This is a genomic window from Cypionkella sp. TWP1-2-1b2 (assembly GCF_049896245.1).
Lineage (GTDB): Bacteria > Pseudomonadota > Alphaproteobacteria > Rhodobacterales > Rhodobacteraceae > Cypionkella.
On record NZ_JAFCTX010000017.1, the window covers coordinates 66,256 to 87,036 of the forward strand.

The window sequence follows — 20,781 nt, forward strand, 5'->3', positions numbered from 1 at the left end:
GAACCTGATGTTCGGAGTTTTATACACCTCGCATGATGTGGTCAGCAGCACTTTTGCGGCGGCCTTGCTTGCCACGTTTTCGACCGCAATCCTGTGCTTTGTTGGCCTCTCATGGTCGGGCGACAAATGGCGATTGCCAGTGGCAATGGTGGGGGTGGCAGCACTTGCCAGTGCCATGCACTACCTTGGGGCCACCTCGTTGTGGCTGACAGCGGGCAAGGCCAGCGGCGGCATCCGGTTCGCGGGTTGGTTCACGGTGCAGCCCTTGCAGGTGGCGGCGGTATACTTCTTTGCCCGCACCCTGGGGAAAATCCCCGTTGCCGTATTTTGGCGGATGACGGCGGCGGCGCTGTTGATGGTGTTCTCGCGCTATCTTGGCGATGCGGCCTTCTTTAACGCTACTTTGGGTGCGCTGCTGTCAATCGGATTTTGGCTGTATATTCTGGGTGAGATGTATTTCGGTGCAATGCCTGACGCCATCCACAAGGGCAGCCGCGCCGTGCGCTTGGGCTATTTCTGGATACGCCTGATCTTTACCATCGGTTGGGCCATCTACCCGATCCTGCACTTTGTCGATGTGGTGATTGGCACTGGCCAAGCCCCCGGCGTGATTGCCCTCTATACGCTATTTGACCTGATCAACCTGATCACCCCGTCGCTGATCGTTTTGGCCGTCGCTGGCCAAGAACGGTATTGAATTGCCTCGGGCGTGAGCCTGACGAAAGGAAAAGATGATGACCGGCGCTGATGCAATTGCCATTTTGATACTTCTGACGATCCTGATCGCAGTCGGGGTCTACCTTCTTCATTGGCTCTATCGCCATTCCTCCAAGGATCAGAGCTTTGTGCGAACAGGGTCTGGCGGTGAGCGTGTGGTGATGGGCGGGGGCGCGCTTGTAATCCCGATCATCCACGACATCACCGTGGTGAATATGAACGCCATCCCGCTCGAAATCCGGCGGGTGGGCGAACAGTCGCTGATCACCCGTAACAAGATGCGAGTGGATATTTCTGCCGAGTTTTTTGTGCGAGTGATCGCCACCAAGGAAGGTGTCTCCACCGCCGCCCGCACCTTGGGCGCGCGCACGCAAGAACCAATGGCGCTGAGGGAAATCATCCAAAGCCGCTTCATCGACGCGATGGCATCGGTGGCTGCAAGCATGACGATGGAGGAAATCCATCAAGACCGCGCGGGCTATATCCGCCGGGTCGCCGAACAAGCGGGGGCGACGCTTGGCACCAATGGGCTAGAGCTGGAAAACGCCTCACTCACCGCGCTGAACCAATCGGATATATCTGTCTTCAATCCGTCAAACGCCTTTGACGCCGAGGGCCTGACGCAACTGACCGAACAAATCGAGGACCGCCGCAAAATTCGCAACCGGATTGAGAATGAGGCCCGCATCGACATTAAGCAAAAGGATTACGAGGCCGCGAGCCGTGCCTTGGAAATCGACCGCGATCTAGAATATGCCCGCATTGACCAAAGCCGCGCGATTGAAATACGCAAAGCCACTCAACAGGCCGAGATTGAAGTCGAACGTTCGCAATCGGCGATTTCGATCAACCAGTCCAAGGTCCGCGCGCAAGAGGAATCTGAACGCCTGCGCATCACCACCGATCAGGCGGTGGATGCCGAACGCATCCGTGCGGTCAACGACACCCGCAGCCTAGAGATTGAGCGGCAGAAGGATGTCGAACTGGCAGAGATTGCGTCTCGCAGCACGCTGGAAACTCAGCGCATCCACACCCGCCAGCAGGTTGAGGCTGACCGTATCGAAGGCGACCGTCTTATCAAAGAGGCCGAGATCAAATCGCGGTTGGAGCTTGAAGTCTATGATGTGAAATCGACGGGCGAGATCGAACAGGCTCGCCTTGGGCGCGACCGCGAGGTGGAAGCCGCTCGCATCGCCACTTCAATGGAAATTGAATTGCTGGAGGTGGCTAAAGACCGCGACATTCGCGTGTCAAACGAACAGGCTGCTGCTGCCCAAGAACGTGCCGTCATTGCCAAACGGCATGTGGTCGAGTTGGACCGCGTGAGGGCCGACGAGGATGTGGCGCAACAGGAAATCGCCAAGCAGCAAAAGATCAAGCTGGCCGAAACGCTCAGCTTCCGCAAAGTCGAAGATGCGCAGATCGTGGCCTCGCGCGAGGTTGATGAGTTGCGGATCGCCGCGCAGAAATACATCGACCGCTTTGTGATCGAACAGGACATGGAGATCGAACTTGCAGACAAGCAGCGGCTGATCGCTGTGGTCAGCAAGGCAATTGAGGAAGCGGTGGCGCGCACTTCCGAGGCCGAGGCCCGCAAGGTGCTGGCGGTGGCAGAAGAACAGGTCACAACAGTGCGTGCCGAAGAGAGCGCCAACCGCAACGCGCGAGTGGAAATTATCGCCGCTGAATCGGCTGCCGAACGCGATGCCCTGCGCACCGTTCGGGCCGCCGAGGCCGACAAGCAGGCCGTAGAACAGCGCGCCTTGGCCGAGATTGCAGAGGCCCGTGCCGCAGATGTGCGCTACGAATCCGACGCCGAGGGTCAGCGCAAGCTGAATGATGCCGAGAACATGCGGAATGACGAAAGCCGCCGCTCTGCGATCTACGAGCACCTCGTCAAAACCCTGCCTGCGATCATTAAGGAAACCGTCAAGCCGATGGAAAACATCGACAGCATCAAGATCCTGCATGTCGATGGCCTGCCGGGGCTGAACAGCCCATCTGAAACCGGCGGTGCTGGATCAGGTGGCGGCGGCGGTGGCAATGTGTCCGACCAAGTTGTCAATTCGGCGATGAAGTATCGCACGCAGGTGGCCTTCGTGGACGGGTTGATGGAGGAAATTGGCTTGCCGCTGAAGAACCTTGGCTCGGCGGGCGGCATGTCCTTCCGCAACTTCGCGCCGGTTCCGGCCCCAAAGGCCGACAAGGATGACGACTGAAACGAGGGCTTGAATGATGTCGTCACAGGATGAGTCGACCGCAATGCTAGATCGTCATGCGCTGGTGCTGGCGGTGTGGTTGCCCGCAGGCTTTGTGGCGCTGGGGCTGCTGCACTACGGCTTTGGCCCAGGTGGCGCATGGTGGGTGGCGGCAGGCTTTATCGCCCTGCTCACCGGGTTTGTGGAGCATGTGATTGTCAATGCGGTGCTGGGCACGACGTTTACGGCGCGCGAAGCGGGGCTTGGCATGGTGGTATATGCGATCGGGATGGTGGCGCTTGTTCTGGCGGTGCTGCTGGGAGATGGTTTTGCCGTGCGGTTCTTCCTGCCCGTGGCGGTAGGGATGATCGCCCTTTTGTTGGCGGCCGTGTTCTACATGCTGATCCGCTTTGGCACTCGGGGTGCCTTTGACAAGTTTGACATCATCCGCAACAACAACCCCCGCCGCGCCTCTCGGCTAAACCGGGGGGGCCGCCGGTGACCTCGTTTGTAATTATGACGCTCGCCTTTCTAGCGGCCATCGGTCTTTATCTTGCCGCGCTTGTGGCCCGTGTCGCGCCTGCGCCCGCAGCGTTTGGCGACGCGGGGGCGGATCTTCCTGGCTGGGCGGTCAGCTTTGCCTCGGCGGGGGTGGTGGTGGCGAGTATGGGTTTGTCTGACCATATTGCACTGATCAATCGCTTCGGTTTGCAGGCCAGTCACATCGCGCTTGGCCTGATTGTGGTTGCCTTGACTGCGCTGCTTTTGCAAAAGCGGTTGTGGTTGGCCGCAAAGATTGCCGGACTATCCAGCCCCGGCGAGGCACTGGGACGCTATTATCAAAGCACAGCGCTGCGCATCGCGATGATGACACTGTCGCTGCTGTTCGGCTTGCCGTTCGCCGCAAATCTGCTTTCACAGCTGGGCTCAGTGCTGGCAGAGGCAACCAGTGGAGCCGTGCCGCGCGCTGCGGCAATCTGGGTGACGGCTTTCTTTTTGCTTCTCCCCGCTGTGATCGGCGGTTGGCGTGCCACCGTGCTGGTGTTGGCGCTGCAATCGGTGTTGCTGGTCGTGCTGTTTCCGGGTTTGGCCGTGTTTGCTGAGGCAATGCTCAGCGGGCCGGGATTTCCAAACGCAGCAATGCCCGTCGCCACGGGTATCCTTGCCGACCAGATCCCGGGCGTGATCCAGTTCTCGGGAGGTATCGGCAAAGACAGCGCGCAGGGCGGTGTATTCACCGGGGTTGGCATTGCCTCAACGGCACTGTCGCTGATCGGGATCGTGCTATCGCCGGGGTTTTTGTATCTTGGTATGACAGCGCGCGCCGGCCGCAGCGCGGGGTTTGCGCCGGTCTGGCTGATCGCGGCACTATTGACGGGCCTTCTGCTGATCGCAGGGCCGATGTTGGCGTTGCGGATGGGGCAGGGGCCAGCACAGTTTGCTGCCGAACTCAGCGCGATAGAGCCATTTGCTGGGGTTGGCTTTCTGTTGCTTGTGACTGTCACCACGCAAATGGCGGTCGTTTTCTTCACCACCTCGGGCGCGATACTGATCTGCCGCGAAGTGATCTTGCCCTATCTGCTGCCCGCTTTATCGCCTGCCAATGCCCGCCTCACCATGCGCATCACCCTCGTCATAGCCTTCGCGCTGGTGGCGAGCCTTGCCGCTTTTACGCCGCTGGCTTCTGCGGTGTTCGGCAGTCTTGCCCTGCCTTTGGCGCTGCAGATGCTGCCTGCGTTTTTAGGCCTCACTTTTTTGCGTTGGATCAGTCGCAGTGCGGTTCTGGTCGGATTGATCTTTGGCAGTTTGATGGTGCTGTTTACCGAACCGTTGGGCCTTATTCTGTTTGAGGGGATGTTTGTCGACCTGCCATGGGGCCGCTGGCCGTTGACCATTCATTCTGCCGGATGGGGGTTGGCGTGCAACGTCGGCGCTGTGCTGCTGGTTGCCATCTTCACCCGGAGCGGGGCCGAGCGCAGGCACCGTGACCGCCTGCATGATGAATTCGCCACCACATGGCGCGTCGATTTTGGGACAAAGCCAGCGCGCAATGCGAAGTGGTCGCTCACCTTGATTTGGGCGTTCTTTGCGCTTGGGCCGGGGGCAATCTTGGGGAACACCTTCTTCAGTCAACCGATTTTTACCACGGGCGATGCGGCTTTGGGCGTGCCATCCCTGTGGGTATGGCAGTTGTTTTTCTGGTTGATTGGGGTGCCGCTGGTCTGGTGGCTGACCTATGGCGCACGGCTTGGCACAACGTCCGAAGACGGCTTGCGCCGGGTTGTGCTCGATGATCCAGCCAGCAAAACTGCGCCCGATTGGATCGCCTCAAGCATCGCGCGCGTCTCTGCGCGCGACGCTGAGGAGCGGTAGCAGATGGGGCGTTTGGAAAACTCCGGTGTGGACATCCGGCGGCTGCGCTATTTTGTGGCTGTTTGCGACAACGGCGGGTTTTCAAAGGCGGCCCCGGTAATTGGGATCGCGCAGCCCGCGCTCACCCGGCAGGTGCAACTGCTTGAGCACGAGTTGGGAATGGAGCTGTTCACCCGCAATGGCCGCAACGCCGTGCCAACCGAGGCGGGCACTGCGCTAATGAGCGGTGCGCGATTGCATCTGGAAAGCCTCAATCTGTTGATAAAACGTGTGAAGCGCGATTTTGGTGCAGGCCCCGCACATGTCAGTCTCGGCATCTGCCCCACAATCTCGCCGCTGTTTCTCGCATCTTTGCATGAGGCACTTCGTCAGTCGGCACCCACTCTGACCCTCACCGTGATAGAGGCCTATTCCGGCGATCTTCGCAGTTTGATGGCCTGCGGGCGGTTGCAACTTGCGTTGACGTATAGCCAGCCTGATACCGAGGGTTTGGATGTGACCAACCTTTTGTCGGAAAAACTGGTGCTGGCCGGGCCGAGGCAATCCAACCATCCCTTATCAGTGGATGACCTTTCCCGCCAACGTCTGATCCTCCCCAGCGCCCACCACCAGCTGCGCCGCATCATCGACGCGGTGGCAGAAACGCGCGGCATCCCGTTGGTGCCGGCGCTTGAACTTGACAGCCTGAACGCGGTAAAAGCGATGCTGGATGGCTCTTCGGGTGATTTTGCCACAATACTGCCCTATCATTCGGTAGCAACAGATGCCGCCGAGGGTCGTTTTTCGATCAGCATGATTAGTGATCCCGCCATGGTGCGCACGATTGCGCTTCTGCGCCCTGCCAAGCCTGAGCAACCGTTGCCCGAGATTTTGCCCGAGGTCGTCTTCAGCCGTGCAAAAGCCATTCAGATGTCAATGGAGGCGGTGTTTTGAATGTAAAAATGCCTGCCCATAGCGAGTTCTGCTAGGCGTAAGTAGCCTTTGTTCTTTCCCAATCAGCTCCAATCCTGCCAATTTGTGCTCAAATCGCCAAAAGGACCGCCGTCATGACCAGCTTTGATCCGACCGCCGAATATGCAGCCATCCGCGAAGGTGTGACCAATGTTTGTGCGGGTTTTCCGGGGCCATACTGGCGCGATTTGGATGCGCGCAGAGCCTATCCAACCGATTTTGTCGCAGCACTGATCCGCGAAGGTTATCTAGCTGCGATGATCCCCGAGAGTTATGGCGGATCGGGCCTGAATCTGCAGGCCTCTGCGGTTATTCTCGAGGAAATTCACCGCAACGGCTGCAACGCCGCCGCTTGCCACGCGCAGATGTATACGATGGGCACGGTGCTTCGGCATGGCAACGATGCGCAAAAACAGCAATATTTGCCGAGTATAGCGGACGGCTCGCTGCGTCTGCAAGCCTTCGGTGTGACAGAACCGACCAGTGGCACCGATACCCTAGCGCTGAAAACCACTGCGCGGCGTGAGGGGGATGAGTATGTGATCAACGGCCAGAAAATCTGGACCAGCCGCGCCGAACACACCGATCTGATGTTGCTTTTGGCACGCACCACGCCGCGCAATCAGGCGAAATCCAAGACGGACGGGCTGTCGGTGTTCCTGATCGACCTGCGCAAATTGGTCGGTAACGGCGTGACTATCCGCCCGATCCGCGCCATGATCAACCACGCCACCACGGAGGTGTTCTTTGATAATGTGCGTATCCCAGCCTCATCGCTGATTGGCGAGGAGGGCAAAGGTTTTCGGTATATTCTGTCGGGGATGAACTCCGAACGCATCCTGATAGCGGCGGAATGTATCGGCGATGCCAAGTGGTTCATCGACAAGGCATCGGCCTATGCCAAGGAACGCGTGATTTTTGGCGCGCCGATCGGTAAGAACCAAGGCGTGCAATTCCCGCTGGCGCGCGCCTACGCTCATATGATCGCGGCAGAAGCCATCGTCTACCGCGCCGCTGCGATGTATGATGCGGGCCACAATCCAGGGGTCGAGGCCAACACCGCCAAGATGCTGGCAGCAGACGCCAGTTGGGAGGCAGCTGAGGCTTGCTTACAGACTCATGGTGGCTTTGGTTTTGCGGAAGAGTATGATGTAGAACGCAAATTCCGTGAAGCGCGGCTGTATCAGGTCGCTCCGATTTCCACCAACCTGATCCTATGTTACATTGCAGAACAGGTGTTGGGACTGCCCAAATCTTATGGGGCTGCGGCATGACGCTGCTGGCACAAATCCTTGATCTCGCCGCGATGCCCGAGGGCAACATCCCCGCATCGGCGCGCAGCATGGCGCGGTTTTCGCTGTTTGACTGGCTGGTTTGCGGGCGCGCCGGAGTGGATGAACCTCTGGCCGTGATCCTGAGGAACTATATCGGGGCGGAGGGCGGCTTGCCCGTCGCTTCGGTCTTTGGCGGCACGCAAGTCCCCGCACGGGCAGCGGCGCTGGTGAATGGTGCCACCAGCCACGCGCTCGATTACGACGATACGCATTTTGGTCATGTCGGTCATCTGTCGGTGGGAATTTATCCTGCGGCTTTGGCAGTGGGTGAGGCGCTCGGGGCCTCTGCTAGTGAGCTAGTGGATGCTTTTCTTATCGGTGCCGAGGCTTCGGTCCGCATCGGTATGGTCTTGGGTGCGGGGCATTACAACCGAGGTTTTCACCAAACGGCGACTGCGGGAGCCTTTGGCGCGACTGTTGCGGCGGGCCGGCTTTATGGATTAACCCGTGATCAGATGCGCATGGCAATTGGCCTGTGTGCCACCCGTGCCTCTGGATTGAAATCGCAGTTCGGCACAATGGGCAAACCCTATAACGCCGGGATTGCGGCTTCCAACGGCGTCGAATGCGCGGGTCTCGCGCGAGCCGGATTCACCTCGGCCGACGATGGCTTGATGGGCGCGCAGGGCTTCGTTCTGACCCATGCTGACGTCCCACATCCTAGCCCACCGCCGGGCGCATTTTTGTTCGAAGACGTCAAATACAAACTGCACGCCTGCTGCCACGGCACCCATGCGATGATTGAAGCGCTGGCCGCTCTGAAACATGCGCACAATCTGACCCCTGAACGCGTGGCATCCATCCATTTGCGCACGGGCACGCGTTGGCTTTCGGTCTGCGACATCAAGGCTCCTCGCACTGGTTTGGAGGTGAAGTTCAGCTATAATTGGCTGGCTGGCATGGTTCTAGCGGGCATCCCCACCGCGAGCGACCGTGCATATACGGATGCCTTGGCGCATGATGATTTGATGGCCGATTTCGCGACCAAAATCACAATAGAGGGGGATGCCGCCGTAACGGACATGCAGGCCGTGGGCCAGGTGCAACTGAAGGATGGTGGCAATTTACCCTTTGCGTATGACCTTGCCGCGCGCTTGCCTCACACGTTGCTGGAAAACAGACTGCGCGTGAAAGCCACGGGCTTGATCGGCGCAGAAGGAGAGCAGATTTGGGCGGTGGTCGCGGCCTTGGATAACCTTAGCGCGGGTGACCTTGGTAAGCGGCTGCGATGAACCCAAGCGATTATAGCGATTGGGTTGGTAGGCAATCTTCGAGAGCAGAAATCATCAGCGACCGATTGTTGACGCATTTTCGCGCGGTCATGGCGGGTATGCTAGGCCCTGGCACGGTGCCGCCCGGCTTTCATTGGGCCTTGGCGCCCGATGTGGCCGATCCTGCTCGTCTTGGTCGTGATGGCCACCCGCGCACCGGACTGTTTGTGCCGGCCTTGCCCCTACCACGCCGGATGTGGGCTGGAGGAGAAATGGTGTTTTCTGGCACACTCAACCCCGGCGAAACTGTCACCCGTGACAGCACCATGGGCGATATCACCTTCAAATCCGGCGCATCCGGCCCGCTTGGCTTTGTCAGCATCAAGCATTTGTGGCGCGTGGATGGCCAAACCCGGATCACCGAACGGCAAGATTTGGTCTATCGTGAGGACCCCAAGGCGGGAACAATCGCAAACCCGACCCCAGCCGAGGATTGGTTGCCAGATGCCGTGTGGCAGATTACGCCCGACCCGGTGCTGCTGTTTCGCTACTCTGCCGTAACCTTTAACGGACACCGCATCCACTATGACCTACCCTATGCCACGGCAGTAGAAGGCTATGACGGTTTGGTTGTGCACGGCCCCTTGCAAGCGCTGTGGATGCTGAACTTATCCACGACAATGCTGGGCCGAATGCCGCACGGCTTCCGTTATCGCGGAGTGGCACCGCTGATTTGTGGTAACGCCGTGCAAATCGAGGCACGGCACCAAGGCGATATCATTGCATTGCGGGTGCGGCGACCAGATGGCGTGGTGACAATGCAGGCAACAGCAATTCCCTGATATCCCCCGCAGCAATAGGATTACCGTCTAATCATTTATCTCTGCTGGCATGTCGCGCAACCGGCCCTCCCAGATGCCACGGCGCACCAGATCACGTGCAACTTCCAGCGTCAGGCGCTGGACGGACTGACAGGCGCGCGACATTGGCCGGGTCGTGCTATGCACCAAATAGACCGGGCGAGACATATCGGGATCGGTGATAGGAGCCTTTACCAATTCGCCCCGTGCCACGAAATCATAGGCTGCGGCGGGGGCAAAGATCGTATGTCCCGAACCGCGCGCCACGAGTTCTTTGATTTGGGTCATTGCATCCATCTCAATCACCACGTTGAGCTGGAGGCCACGGGCTTGCGCATGTTTCTCGATCGTTTTGCGCAACCCATGCGACGGCGAAGGCAAGATCAAATCCAAATCGCGCAGCGCGGCCAGCGAAGTTGGCGCACCTGGCGGAGTGGCAAGCGGCCAGTTATCCGGGGCCGAAAACAAGCACAGCTGTTCATCCAAAATGGGGATGGAGTGAAAATTGTCTTTTTTGTCAACATTGTATAGAAATCCGATATCAACGGTCTGATCGCCGATCCAGTTGCGGACAAAGCCGCTCATCGCCTCAATCGCCTGAAGCCGGACATCGGGAAATTCGACGCGCACGGTTTCGGCTAATGGAACTGACATCACCATCGACACGGATGGCGGCATCCCAAACGTCACCCGCCCGCGCACAGAGCCACCCGACTCTTTCATTTCTGCAAGGCAGGCGGCTAGGCTGCCGCATATTTCGCGCGCGTGGCGCAGCAGTAAATGTCCTTCGTCCGTCAATTGAATACCCTGCGCAGAGCGCAATATCAGCGGTATACCCAGTTCTTCTTCGAGCTTTATGACATGCTGCGAAAGCGATGGCTGCGCCACCCCCAACCTGCGTGATGCGGCGGACAGTGATTTTTCTTCGGAAATGGCAATGAAGTATTTTAGGTGCCGGATATCCATGACAGCGGCTCCATTCTTGCCTCAGAACAGTTAGTCGCTTTCGTTCTAGCCTGTCAAGGAAACCCCTATTACCCATGGTGCTGCTCGGTGGGTGATTATTTTCCGAACGCAGGAGAAGGAGCCCTGTTGATGCAGGATCTAGAGGGCATTCTGGTGGTGTCATTAGAACAGGCGGTGGCCGCCCCACTGGCCACGTCGCGGATGGCGGATGCTGGCGCGCGGGTGATCAAGGTGGAACGTGCCGAGGGCGATTTCGCGCGTGGGTATGATCGTTTGGTTCACGGCGAAAGTGCCTATTTCGTTTGGCTGAATCACGGTAAGGAGTCCATCTGCCTTGATCTGCGCGCCGCCGAACCCTTGGCTTTATTGCAGCGGATGATTGCAAGGGCAGACGTGTTCGTGCAGAATCTTGCCCCCGGCGCGGCTACCCGGCTTGGGGTTGGGCCGGATGCGATGCGCGCGGCCAATCCGCGGCTGATTTATGTTTCGATTTCCGGCTACGGCGAGGATGGACCATACCGGGATCAAAAAGCCTACGACATGCTAATACAGGGTGAAAGCGGCTTGCTTTCGGTAAATGGCACGCCCGAAGGCAGCGCGCGGGTGGGCATTTCGGTCTGCGATATTGCGGCGGGCGAAACGGCCTATGCATCTGTGCTGCAATCGCTACTGCGCCGAGCAAAAACTGGCGAGGGCCGCGCGGTTGAAGTGTCGCTGTTTCATACCATGGCCGATTGGATGAACGTGCCCTACCTGCAAACCCGTTACGGCGGCACCGCCCCGCCGCGGGTGGGGCTGCGGCATCCGTCGATTGCGCCCTATGGGGCGTTTCGTTGCGCGGATGATCGGCAGGTGCTGTTATCGGTGCAGAATGATCGGGAGTGGGCGGCGTTCTGTGCTGGGATTTTGGGTCAACCGGATCTGGCAATCGATCCTCGATTTGCCACTAACGTGGCGCGCGTGGCCCGGATGGCCGAGATAGAAGTGCTGATTGCCCCAATTTTCGCGGCAATAGACCGCGAAGCCGCGATTGAACAGCTGTCAAAAGCGGGCATCGCCTGTGGCCGCATGTCAACGATGGAGGATATGGAGCATCACCCGCAGGCGCATCATATCACACTTACCAGCCCAACCGGCCCGGTCGAGATGATGGGCCGCGGTGTGCGCTTTAGTGATGCCACGATGTCGGGCCGCGACGTGCCTGCTTTGGGCGCACAGACTGCAAGTCTTTGGGCCGAATTTGGCGGTGATCCACAGGGCAGGCTCGAATGATATCTGTGCCAAGTTGGCAGGCATTGTTGTTCGTGCCGGTCGGGGCCGAGCGGCATTTGGCGAACGCTATTCGCCTGCGCCCCGATGCGATCATCCTTGACCTAGAAGATGCGATTGCACCTGCAGCCAAGCCAGAGGCGCGGGCTAGGCTGCGCTCGGCCCAGCAGCTCATTCATGCGGCGGGCGTTGATTGCGTCATTCGCATCAACACTCAGCTGCGCGATGTGGTGGACGACCTCGCGGCTGTCGATATTGATCACGTGGCCGCTCTGATGCTGCCCAAAGTCGAAGATATACGCGGGCTTCAGAACGTGACCGAACTGACCGGAGGCAAAGTTGGTCTGATCGCACTGATCGAAACTCCAGCTGCCGTGCAGGCTTTGCCGGCCATAGCTGCCTTTCCGCAGCTGGTGGGACTCATGCTGGGGTCCGAGGATTACGCGGCTTCGCTGGGTGTTAGCCCCGATGGCGGCTCGCTGGCACATCTGGCGGCCCAAATTGGGGTGGCCGCCGCCGCACGTGGCTTGCTTGGCATCGGCTTTCCCGGCTCGCTGGCGAACTTCCAAGCACTTGATCTCTACGCCAGCCAGATCGCGCAAGGCCGGCAACTTGGGCTGCGCACTGTGGCGGCGATTCATCCGGCCCAGCTGCCGGTGATCCGTAATGCGCTGGCCCCAACGCATGCTGAAATAACGTGGGCGACTAAAGTTTTACAGGCGCACCATGCGCACGAAGGCGCTGTCTTGGCGATGGAAGGCACGATGATCGATGCCCCAGTCATCCAGCGCGCGCGCAACATCATGCGTGCGATGCACGCTCAGGCACGGCCGCAAGAAATATAAATGCCAAACTGAACCTCTCTCGAAAGGCCCCACAATGATCGCCAGCAGTCTGACCAATCGCTTAAAAGACCCGTGTCTGGTGCGCGAACAGGCTTTGCTGGCTGGCGAATGGGTAGATACCCCGGCACGGATCGAAATACGCAATCCTGCTACTGATGAAGTGTTGGCCGAGGTCGCCGATACCGGCCTTCCTGAAATCCGCAGCGCTATAATTGCGGCGGAGGTGGCGCAAAAGCTGTGGGCGGCTACAACGGGGAAAGAGCGCGCAGCCATACTGCGGCGCTGGTATGATCTGGTGGTCGCCAATACCGAAGATTTGGCCATCATCTTAACGGCAGAAATGGGCAAGCCGCTGGCCGAAGCTCGCGCCGAGATCGCCTATGGAGCAGGCTATATCGAATGGTTTGGTGAGGAGGCCAAGCGCATCTACGGTGACACCATCCCCGGCCATCACCGCGACAAGCGCATCGTGGTGCTGAAGCAGCCCGTGGGCGTGGTGGCGGGCATTGCGCCGTGGAATTTCCCCTCCGCCATGGTCGCGCGTAAATTCGCCCCAGCTTTGGCAGCGGGCTGTGCGATGGTTTTCAAGCCTGCGGCGGAAACGCCGCTGTCTGCGCTTGCGCTGGCAGTTCTGGCGGAACGGGCGGGCCTGCCGAAAGCTTTGCTAAGCGTGTTGCCAACGTCAAACGCGCGGGCCTTTGGTGAGGAAGTCTGCAGCAACCCGGCCATCAGGAAACTGACCTTCACCGGATCAACCGAGGTAGGACGGCTTCTGATGGCGCAGGGTGCCAAGAAAATATTGAAGCTGAGTCTGGAACTTGGTGGCAACGCGCCTTTTATTGTGTTCGACGACGCCGATTTGGACGCAGCCGTGCAAGGCGCGTTGATCTCTAAGTTTCGTAACAATGGTCAAACCTGTGTGTGTGCCAATCGAATTTATGCGCAAGCGGGAATTCACGACGCTTTTGTTGAAAAGCTGGGGCACTCTGTTGCCGCGATGCAGGTGGGTGATGGGTTTGACGAGGGCACATTGCTTGGACCCCTGATCAACCAAGCGGCTAAGGCGAAGTTTGATGACCATATCGCCGACGCAGTGGCAAAGGGCGCGCAGGTTGTTACGGGTGGCGCTCCGCATAATCTAGGCGGCACTTTCGTGCAGCCCACGGTGCTGAAAAACGTAACCGCCGTTATGAAGGTCGCGCACGAAGAAACCTTTGCGCCTTTAGCTCCGGTCTTCCGCTTCGAGACCATCGATGAAGTGATCGCATTAGCCAATGACACCGAGTTCGGTCTTGCCGCTTATTTCTACGCAAATGATCTACGTCAGGTGTGGAAGGTCGCGGAAGCCCTTGAATATGGCATGGTCGGCATCAACACTGGGCTGATTTCAACCGAAGTTGCGCCTTTTGGTGGCATCAAGCAGTCTGGCTTTGGACGTGAGGGGTCAAAGTATGGCTTGGATGATTTTCTTTCGCTCAAGTATGTTTGCATAGGTGGTTTGAATCATGGTCTCTGAGCTTTCCTCGCGCGAATCGAAGCAGCCGGAAACAATATGGTGGCGCAAGACCATCGCTACGTCATGCGCCATCAGCAATGACAAAACATGGCATCGATCGACTCGAGAACTTTGATCCACCCCAAGTCAGCCTGCCCGGTTTTGTCATTACCTGCTGACTTTTGTCCTTCGCCGTGGGTGCCCACACTGCCGCTGAATCTTCCTTGACCGTGAAGTAGGCTGATTGATCGAATTCAAGCAGATCGTGGGCAGTGGCGCCCGTGTGCATGACGCGGTAGGCGCGGCCATGGCCGCCTTGCTTGATCGCGATGGAATAGAGGTTGCCGCTGCAGACGAGTTGGAGCGTGGGCTTCGACTGGCGAAAGCCACGAAGACCCATGCGGCAGCGGGTGGCTAGGCGAGGGCAAAGGCTATGATGCATATCTGGAAACAAATGCAATCTGACCAGAAACGTTTCCCTTCTCGAATCTTCGCGAGTTCTCTATGTGTTCTTTTCTGTCGCCGGATAGCTTGCATCGTCTTACGCCGAAAAACCGAAATCCCAGCGCGCAGGAATGGGCGAGATGAAGACGCATTTCGAACCCACTCACGGCGATCCGCTGACGCTGGTTCCCGCCCGTGTGCACGAAGCCCAAGGCCGCGGCCGTCGCGCCTTCGCGCTGTTCCAAGCCGCGCGCATCTCCGGCGTGATTGTCTGGATCATGCCCACGCATATCCCCGAACTGCCGTTTCTCGGCGCCTTGCCTTCAGGCATCAACGAGCGGCTGCATTTGTTTCGCACCAAGGGTGAGACCGATCTGCTCTGGTCCGTGGAAGAAGCGCTGCGATCTCCCGCCGTCAGCCTGGTCATCGCGGAACCTCAGCAATCGCTGTCGCTGACCGCCGGTCGCAGGCTCCAGCTTGCCGCCGAGACCGGCCAAACCCGTGGTATCATGCTGATCCGCGATGATGCTGGCAGCAATGCTGCTGAGTCCCGTTGGCTCTGTGAAGCCGCACCCAGCTCTGCTGCGGACTCGACTCTGCACCGATGGTCTCTTATTAAGAACAAAAAGGGAACACTTGGCGCTTGGGTATTGGACTGGAATGGCACGTCGTCTGCTTTCACTGTGGTTTCCGAGGCTCGCGAGCGACACCAGCCGGCGCAGGCGTCCGGTTGAAGGGGCGTTTGCGCTGGTGCTGCGCGCGGGCAACGCTGAACATTTGCATTGCCTGAACCGCGCGGCGGAAGCCAAAGGTCTGCGCCAAGGCATGCCGCTGGCGGATGCGCGCGCGATCTGCCCGGAGCTTGCGACCAGACCTGCTGATCTGCCCGCACAGAAGCTGGCGCTAGAGGTTTTGCGCCGTTGGGCCGCGCGTTATTCGCCGATGATCGCCGTTGACGGTGTCGATGGTTTGGTCGCCGATATTTCTGGCGTGGCGCATTTGTTTGGCGGTGAGCCGGATCTGCGCGCTGATCTGGATGCACGCCTCGCCCGTTCTGATCTGTCGGCTGCGTCAGCGATTGCTGGCAGCCGTGGCGCTGCATATGCGCTGGTCCGTCATGGGGGTGGCGTCGTGCCGGATGGCAAACTGGCCCAAGGCATCGGCCATCTGCCGGTCTCAGCGCTGCGGATTGACCACGCCACTGCTGACGGTTTGGCGCGTGTCGGCTTGCCGCGCATCGCCGATCTGATTGATCTGCCGCGCGCGCCGCTGGCACGTCGGTTTGGACCCGGTTTGGTGCTCAGGCTCGATCAGGCTTTGGGCATTCAGGCGGAGTCGGTGTCAGCCGAATCCGAGCCGCCGCATTTTGGCGTGCGGATGACGCTGCCAGAGCCGATTGGTCTACAGAGCGATGTCATGGCGGGGCTGGCGCGGTTGCTGGATCGGCTGTGCAGTAAACTGGCGCTGCATCATATGGGCGCGCGACGGGTGCTGCTCGAGCTGCGCCGGGTGGATCGCGGCGCGGTCAAAGTGGAGATTGGCCTCGCCCGTCCCATGCGTGACGCCTCGCGTATCGCAGCGCTGTTTGCCAAGGGCGTCGATGAGGTCGATGCGGGCTTTGGCATTGATTGCCTGCGGCTCTCCGCCACCTTGGTTGAGCCAATGCCGCCCGAGCAGGTTGGTGGCGGTCACACGGTCAAAACCGAGGATGCACTGGCAGACCTGCTCTCCAGCGTTGGCAACCGCCTCGGCTTTGACCGTGTGCTGCGGATGATCCCTGCTGACAGCCAGATCCCGGAAAAGAGCTTCTCTTTGGTGCCCGCGATCTACAGCACAGCCGAGCCCGCAGGCCCGCGCAAGGTCGCAGCCCGCCCGATCATCCTCTTTCCACCGGAGTTCGTATCTGACGTGGTCGGCCAACGCCCCGGCACGCCACCGGCTCGGTTTCGCTGGCGGCGCATGTGGTTCACCACGCTGCGCGCGCAAGGCCCGGAACGGATCACGCCGGAATGGTGGTTTGATGATCCCACCTGGCGCAGCGGGCTGCGCGATTATTGGCGGGTCGAGACCCAAGAAGGCCCGCGGCTCTGGCTGTTTCACACGCCGCAAGCGCCGGGCTGGCACGTGCATGGGGAATTTCCATGACGGCATATGCTGAGCTCTGCGTCACCTCGAACTTCACCTTCCTCAAAGGCGCGTCACACCCTGAAGAATTGGTGACCCGCGCCGCTGAGCTCGGGCTTGCGGCGATTGCCATCACCGATCGCAACTCAGTCGCCGGTGTGGTGCGCGCGTTTTCGGCGCTGAAAGAGCTGACCCGGTTGCGGGATGAGGCCCGGAATGCATCACAATCCGTGCAGGACGGCCCCGAGATCCGCTCGCAGCGGGTGATGGATCATTCCAGCCGTCAGACTGTGCCGCATTTTTCCGGCGGGACAGCAGCACCGAGCTTGCCAGACATCCCGTTGCCAAAGTTGATTGCGGGCGCGCGGCTGTGTTTCACCGACAGCGCTGTGGAATGGATCGCGCTGCCAAAAGACATTACCGCTTGGTCGCGGCTGACCCGGTTGCTCTCGCTCGGCAAACAGCGCGCCGAGAAGGGTCAGTGTCATCTGACGCAAGCTGATCTGCTGGACTGGGGTGCGGGCATGGTGCTGATCGCGGTGCCGCGCGATCCGATGCAAGGTGGCAGTGGTAGCGCCAAGCGGGTCACGTCTGATCTCATCCGCATCGCCCGCGCGTTTCCGGGGCAGAGCTATCTCGGAGCGGCACCTTCCTACGATGGCTGTGATCAGCAACGTTTGGACCGCTTGGCGGGCACATCGCAGACAACAAATCTGCCACTGGTGGCACTTGGTGAGGTGTTGATGCACCGCTCAAGTCGCAGACCGCTGGCAGACGTGCTGACCTGCATGCGGGAAGGCTGCACCATCGACACGCTTGGAACCCGCCGGTTGGCCAATGGTGAGCACCGGCTCAAATCGGGGTCGGAGATGGCGCGGCTGTTTCACCGTTACCCCGCGGCCATCAAGCGCACCGTCGAGATTGCCGCCACCTGCGCTTTCAGCTTGGGCGATCTGCGTTACCAATATCCCGATGAGGCGCTGGAAGATGAACCGGCGCAGATCCGGCTGGAGCGGCTGTCGCGCGAAGGCTTGCACTGGCGCTATCCCAACGGCGCACCGCCCAAGATCATTCACCGCGTCGAGAAAGAGCTGAACTTGATCCGCGAGATCGCATATGCGCCGTATTTCCTCACCGTGCATGACATCGTGCAGTTCGCCCGCTCCAAAGGCATTCTCTGCCAAGGTCGCGGTTCTGCGGCCAACTCCGTGGTCTGCTATCTACTGGGTGTCACCGAGGTGCCGCCGGAATCCATAACGCTGATCTTTGAGCGATTCATCAGCAAAGAGCGCGGCGAGCCGCCAGACATCGACGTTGATTTCGAGCACGAGCGCCGCGAAGAGGTCATCCAGTGGATTTACGAGCGTTACGGTCGCCATCGGGCCGGGCTGACTGCGACGGTCATTCACCTGCGCAGCCGTGCTGCGATCCGTGAGGTTGGCAAAGCGATGGGTCTGAGCCAAGACGTCATCGCACGACTGTCGGGGCAAATCTGGGGCCATTCTTCTGCCGCGCCCAACGAAGACCGTATGCGCGAGGCCGGCATTGATCCCGCTTATCGTCGTGTCCAACTGGCGGGCCAGTTGATCGCTGAGGTCATCGGCTTTCCACGCCATCTGAGCCAGCATGTTGGCGGCTTCGTCATCACGCACGGCAGGCTGGATGAACTGTGCCCGATTGAGAATGCGGCGATGGAAGATCGCACCGTGATCGAGTGGGACAAAGACGACATCGACGCGCTGGGGTTGCTGAAGGTTGATATACTCGCCCTTGGCATGCTGACCTGCATCCGCAAAGCCTTTGGCCTGCTGAAGGATTTTCGCGGTAAAAACCAGACCCTCGCCAATGTGCCGGCCGAAGATTCCGCCGTCTACGACATGCTCTGCCGAGCCGATGCGATTGGCACGTTTCAAGTGGAAAGCCGCGCCCAGCTGAACTTCCTGCCCCGCATGAGACCCCGCAAGTTTTATGATCTGGTCTGCGAAGTCGCCATTGTGCGCCCCGGTCCGATCCAAGGCGGCATGGTGAATCCGTTCATCAATCGCCGCCAAGGCAAGGAGAAGGTCGAAGACCTTGGACCTGCGCTGATGGAGGTGTTGGGGCGCACCTATGGTGTTCCTTTGTTCCAAGAACAAGCGATGCAAATCGCTGTGGTCGCGGCAGGATTCACCCCAGCCGAAGCCGACCGACTGCGCCGCTCGCTCGCGACTTTCAAGCGCATGGGCACCATCGGCGGTTTCCGAGATCGCTTCATTTCCGGCATGCTGTCGCGCGGCTATGATGGCGACTTTGCCACGCGTTGTTTTGCGCAGATCGAAGGCTTTGGCAGCTATGGTTTCCCCGAAAGCCATGCAGCCAGTTTTGCGCGGCTGGTCTACATCTCGTCTTGGCTGAAGTGCCATCATCAAGCGATCTTCACCTGCGCACTGCTGAACAGCCAGCCAATGGGGTTTTACGCGCCCGCCCAACTGGTGCGCGATGCCCGCGATCATGATGTCGAGGTGCGCCCGGTCTCGGTCAACCATTCGTTCTGGGACTGCACCATCGAGCCGCGTGCGGATGGTGCGCTGGCGCTGCGGCTGGGGTTTCGTCAGATCAAGGGTATGCGCGAAGAGGATGCCGTTTGGATCTCAACCTCGCGCGGCAATGGCTATTCTGATGTCGAAAGCCTGTGGCGCAGGGCTGGTGTAAGACCGGATGTGTTGGAGCGGCTGGCCGAGGCGGATGCCTTCGCTCCCTTGGGCCTGAACCGCCGCAGCGCCCTTTGGGATGCCAAAGCCCTTGCCGGACCAGCGCCGTTGCCACTGTTCGGGGCAGACGGCGAGGGAGGCATTGAACCTGCGGTGACCTTGCCTCAGATGACGCTCGGTCACGAGGTGATCGAGGATTACCTGTCGCTGCGGCTCTCGCTACGTGCGCACCCGATGGAGCTACTGCGCCCAAAGCTTTCCGAGAGCTTGCCGCATGATCGCCTGCAACACAGCAAAGGCCGGGTTATCGTCACTGGATTGGTCATCACCCGCCAACGCCCCGGCACAGCGTCAGGCGTGATCTTCCTGACGCTGGAGGATGAGACCGGCACGGCAAACATCGTGGTGTGGAAGCAGGTCTATGAAACCTTCCGCAAAGCGGTGATCGCTGGACGCTTGCTGCGCGTCACAGGCAGAATTGAGCGCGACGGGCCAGTCGTGCATCTGATCGCCGAGCGGATTGAGGATATCTCTCCGCTGCTGGCGACCCTCGGGCGGCCGGTGATGATTGAGCCCAATGATGGGCGGGCCGATGAGACCAAGCGCCCCGTTGGCGGCAGCGTCAGATCGGCGCATCATCCGCGCGAGCAGGCCAAGGTGCTGTTTCCGAGCCGGGATTTCCACTAGGCTACATCGGCGAACGCAACATCAGTCCATCACACAATACAGAAGACCGTGATCTACGGCCGATAAATATTGGTTGTCGCGATGACAAGCCGCAAATACTGTCACCGAAAAGGAGCGCGCTATGACAAACGTCTTCGTCGCCTATGCCTCAGGCAACAGTTACCACAACAAAATCATTGAAGACGCCAGCAGATACGCCTCCACTCCTGCGCGCACTGTGACTGCATGGTCTCAAAAAGACACATCTGGAGTGGCCGTGGCAAGATCAGTTGAAACCTGGATAGATACTGCCGACGCGTTTGTTGCAGATATTTCGGGCGTTAATGACAATGTAACCTACGAACTAGGCTACGCTATTGGACGAGGTTTGCCGACAAGACTGACACGGTCATCTCACGCCACTTTCAAACACGTCCAGGATATCGGTCTGTTAGATACATTAGGTCACGACACATACGATCTCACGGCGGCATTAACGAAAATATTATCGAAAAAGGAGGCTCTGTTGCACAAATCAGCCTGAGGTCGAGTTTTCCCTTCCGCTGGACAGAGTCATCCCACACGTTGAGTTTGCGGCGTTCCAAGTGCCGTAAATCGGTTCAGGATCGCCGCCCTGA

17 protein-coding genes are annotated in these 20,781 nt (G+C 59.4%); 16 read left to right on the top strand and 1 reads right to left on the bottom strand.

Translation table 11 applies throughout. The features are described 5' to 3' along the window. Window positions 1-7: 7 nt before the first annotated feature. The 8 genes from ACP7AP_RS12935 to ACP7AP_RS12970 all read left to right on the top strand — a co-directional run bounded on the left by ACP7AP_RS12935 (window position 8) and on the right by ACP7AP_RS12970 (window position 9,626). Window positions 8-697 (top strand): bacteriorhodopsin, encoded by a 690-nt coding sequence (locus tag ACP7AP_RS12935; protein WP_426034618.1) that lies wholly within the window; start codon window positions 8-10, stop codon window positions 695-697. A 37-nt stretch (window positions 698-734) separates the two neighbouring features. Then, window positions 735-2,936 (top strand): flotillin domain-containing protein, encoded by a 2,202-nt coding sequence (locus ACP7AP_RS12940; RefSeq protein ID WP_426034619.1) that lies wholly within the window; start codon window positions 735-737, stop codon window positions 2,934-2,936. Window positions 2,937-2,949: 13 nt separating this feature from the next. Beyond that, window positions 2,950-3,417 carry a hypothetical protein gene (locus ACP7AP_RS12945; protein ID WP_426034620.1) on the top strand — a complete coding sequence of 156 codons (468 nt, stop codon included), beginning with the start codon at window positions 2,950-2,952 and terminating at the stop codon, window positions 3,415-3,417. Then, entirely contained in the window at window positions 3,414-5,288 is a 1,875-nt protein-coding gene (locus ACP7AP_RS12950) for a hypothetical protein (RefSeq protein ID WP_426034621.1), read from the top strand. Before ACP7AP_RS12945 ends, ACP7AP_RS12950 begins: the two co-directional genes overlap by 4 nt. A 3-nt stretch (window positions 5,289-5,291) precedes the next feature. Next, window positions 5,292-6,221: a LysR family transcriptional regulator gene (locus tag ACP7AP_RS12955; protein WP_426034622.1), complete on the top strand. Its 930-nt coding sequence runs from the start codon at window positions 5,292-5,294 to the stop codon at window positions 6,219-6,221. 113 nt (window positions 6,222-6,334) lie between these two features. After that, the gene (locus tag ACP7AP_RS12960; protein ID WP_426034623.1) at window positions 6,335-7,513 is read left to right on the top strand and encodes an acyl-CoA dehydrogenase family protein; all 1,179 of its coding nucleotides are present in this window, start codon (window positions 6,335-6,337) and stop codon (window positions 7,511-7,513) included. After that, window positions 7,510-8,805 carry an MmgE/PrpD family protein gene (locus tag ACP7AP_RS12965; RefSeq protein WP_426034624.1) on the top strand — a complete coding sequence of 432 codons (1,296 nt, stop codon included), beginning with the start codon at window positions 7,510-7,512 and terminating at the stop codon, window positions 8,803-8,805. The genes ACP7AP_RS12960 and ACP7AP_RS12965 overlap by 4 nt, the downstream gene beginning before the upstream one ends. A gap of 98 nt (window positions 8,806-8,903) precedes the next feature. Further along, window positions 8,904-9,626, top strand: a complete 723-nt coding sequence (locus ACP7AP_RS12970; protein ID WP_426034638.1) for an FAS1-like dehydratase domain-containing protein — start codon at window positions 8,904-8,906, stop codon at window positions 9,624-9,626. Between the two features lie 27 nt (window positions 9,627-9,653). Here ACP7AP_RS12970 and ACP7AP_RS12975 read toward each other — a convergent pair whose 3' ends face one another. Beyond that, window positions 9,654-10,610, bottom strand: a complete 957-nt coding sequence (locus ACP7AP_RS12975) for a LysR family transcriptional regulator (RefSeq protein WP_426034625.1) — start codon at window positions 10,608-10,610, stop codon at window positions 9,654-9,656. Between the two features lie 129 nt (window positions 10,611-10,739). Here ACP7AP_RS12975 and ACP7AP_RS12980 point away from each other — a divergent pair, with 129 nt between their 5' ends. From ACP7AP_RS12980 to ACP7AP_RS13015, 8 genes are all read left to right on the top strand, one after another. Continuing rightward, on the top strand, window positions 10,740-11,882 hold the full coding sequence (locus ACP7AP_RS12980; RefSeq protein ID WP_426034626.1) for a CaiB/BaiF CoA transferase family protein: 1,143 nt from the start codon (window positions 10,740-10,742) through the stop codon (window positions 11,880-11,882). Next, window positions 11,879-12,724 carry an HpcH/HpaI aldolase/citrate lyase family protein gene (locus ACP7AP_RS12985; protein WP_426034627.1) on the top strand — a complete coding sequence of 282 codons (846 nt, stop codon included), beginning with the start codon at window positions 11,879-11,881 and terminating at the stop codon, window positions 12,722-12,724. The genes ACP7AP_RS12980 and ACP7AP_RS12985 overlap by 4 nt, the downstream gene beginning before the upstream one ends. Window positions 12,725-12,758: 34 nt before the next feature. After that, window positions 12,759-14,240: an NAD-dependent succinate-semialdehyde dehydrogenase gene (locus ACP7AP_RS12990; RefSeq protein WP_426034628.1), complete on the top strand. Its 1,482-nt coding sequence runs from the start codon at window positions 12,759-12,761 to the stop codon at window positions 14,238-14,240. Between the two features lie 223 nt (window positions 14,241-14,463). Then, complete coding sequence (locus ACP7AP_RS12995; RefSeq protein WP_426034629.1) at window positions 14,464-14,637, top strand: hypothetical protein; 174 nt, start codon at window positions 14,464-14,466, stop codon at window positions 14,635-14,637. A 166-nt stretch (window positions 14,638-14,803) separates the two neighbouring features. Beyond that, window positions 14,804-15,397: an ImuA family protein gene (locus ACP7AP_RS13000; RefSeq protein WP_426034630.1), complete on the top strand. Its 594-nt coding sequence runs from the start codon at window positions 14,804-14,806 to the stop codon at window positions 15,395-15,397. Beyond that, complete coding sequence (locus ACP7AP_RS13005) at window positions 15,324-16,808, top strand: Y-family DNA polymerase (protein ID WP_426034631.1); 1,485 nt, start codon at window positions 15,324-15,326, stop codon at window positions 16,806-16,808. The genes ACP7AP_RS13000 and ACP7AP_RS13005 overlap by 74 nt, the downstream gene beginning before the upstream one ends. Further along, window positions 16,805-20,164: an error-prone DNA polymerase gene (locus ACP7AP_RS13010; protein WP_426034632.1), complete on the top strand. Its 3,360-nt coding sequence runs from the start codon at window positions 16,805-16,807 to the stop codon at window positions 20,162-20,164. Before ACP7AP_RS13005 ends, ACP7AP_RS13010 begins: the two co-directional genes overlap by 4 nt. A gap of 121 nt (window positions 20,165-20,285) precedes the next feature. Beyond that, a complete protein-coding gene (locus ACP7AP_RS13015; protein ID WP_426034633.1) occupies window positions 20,286-20,687 on the top strand; it encodes a hypothetical protein in 402 nt (133 codons plus the stop codon). Window positions 20,688-20,781 lie beyond the last annotated feature (94 nt).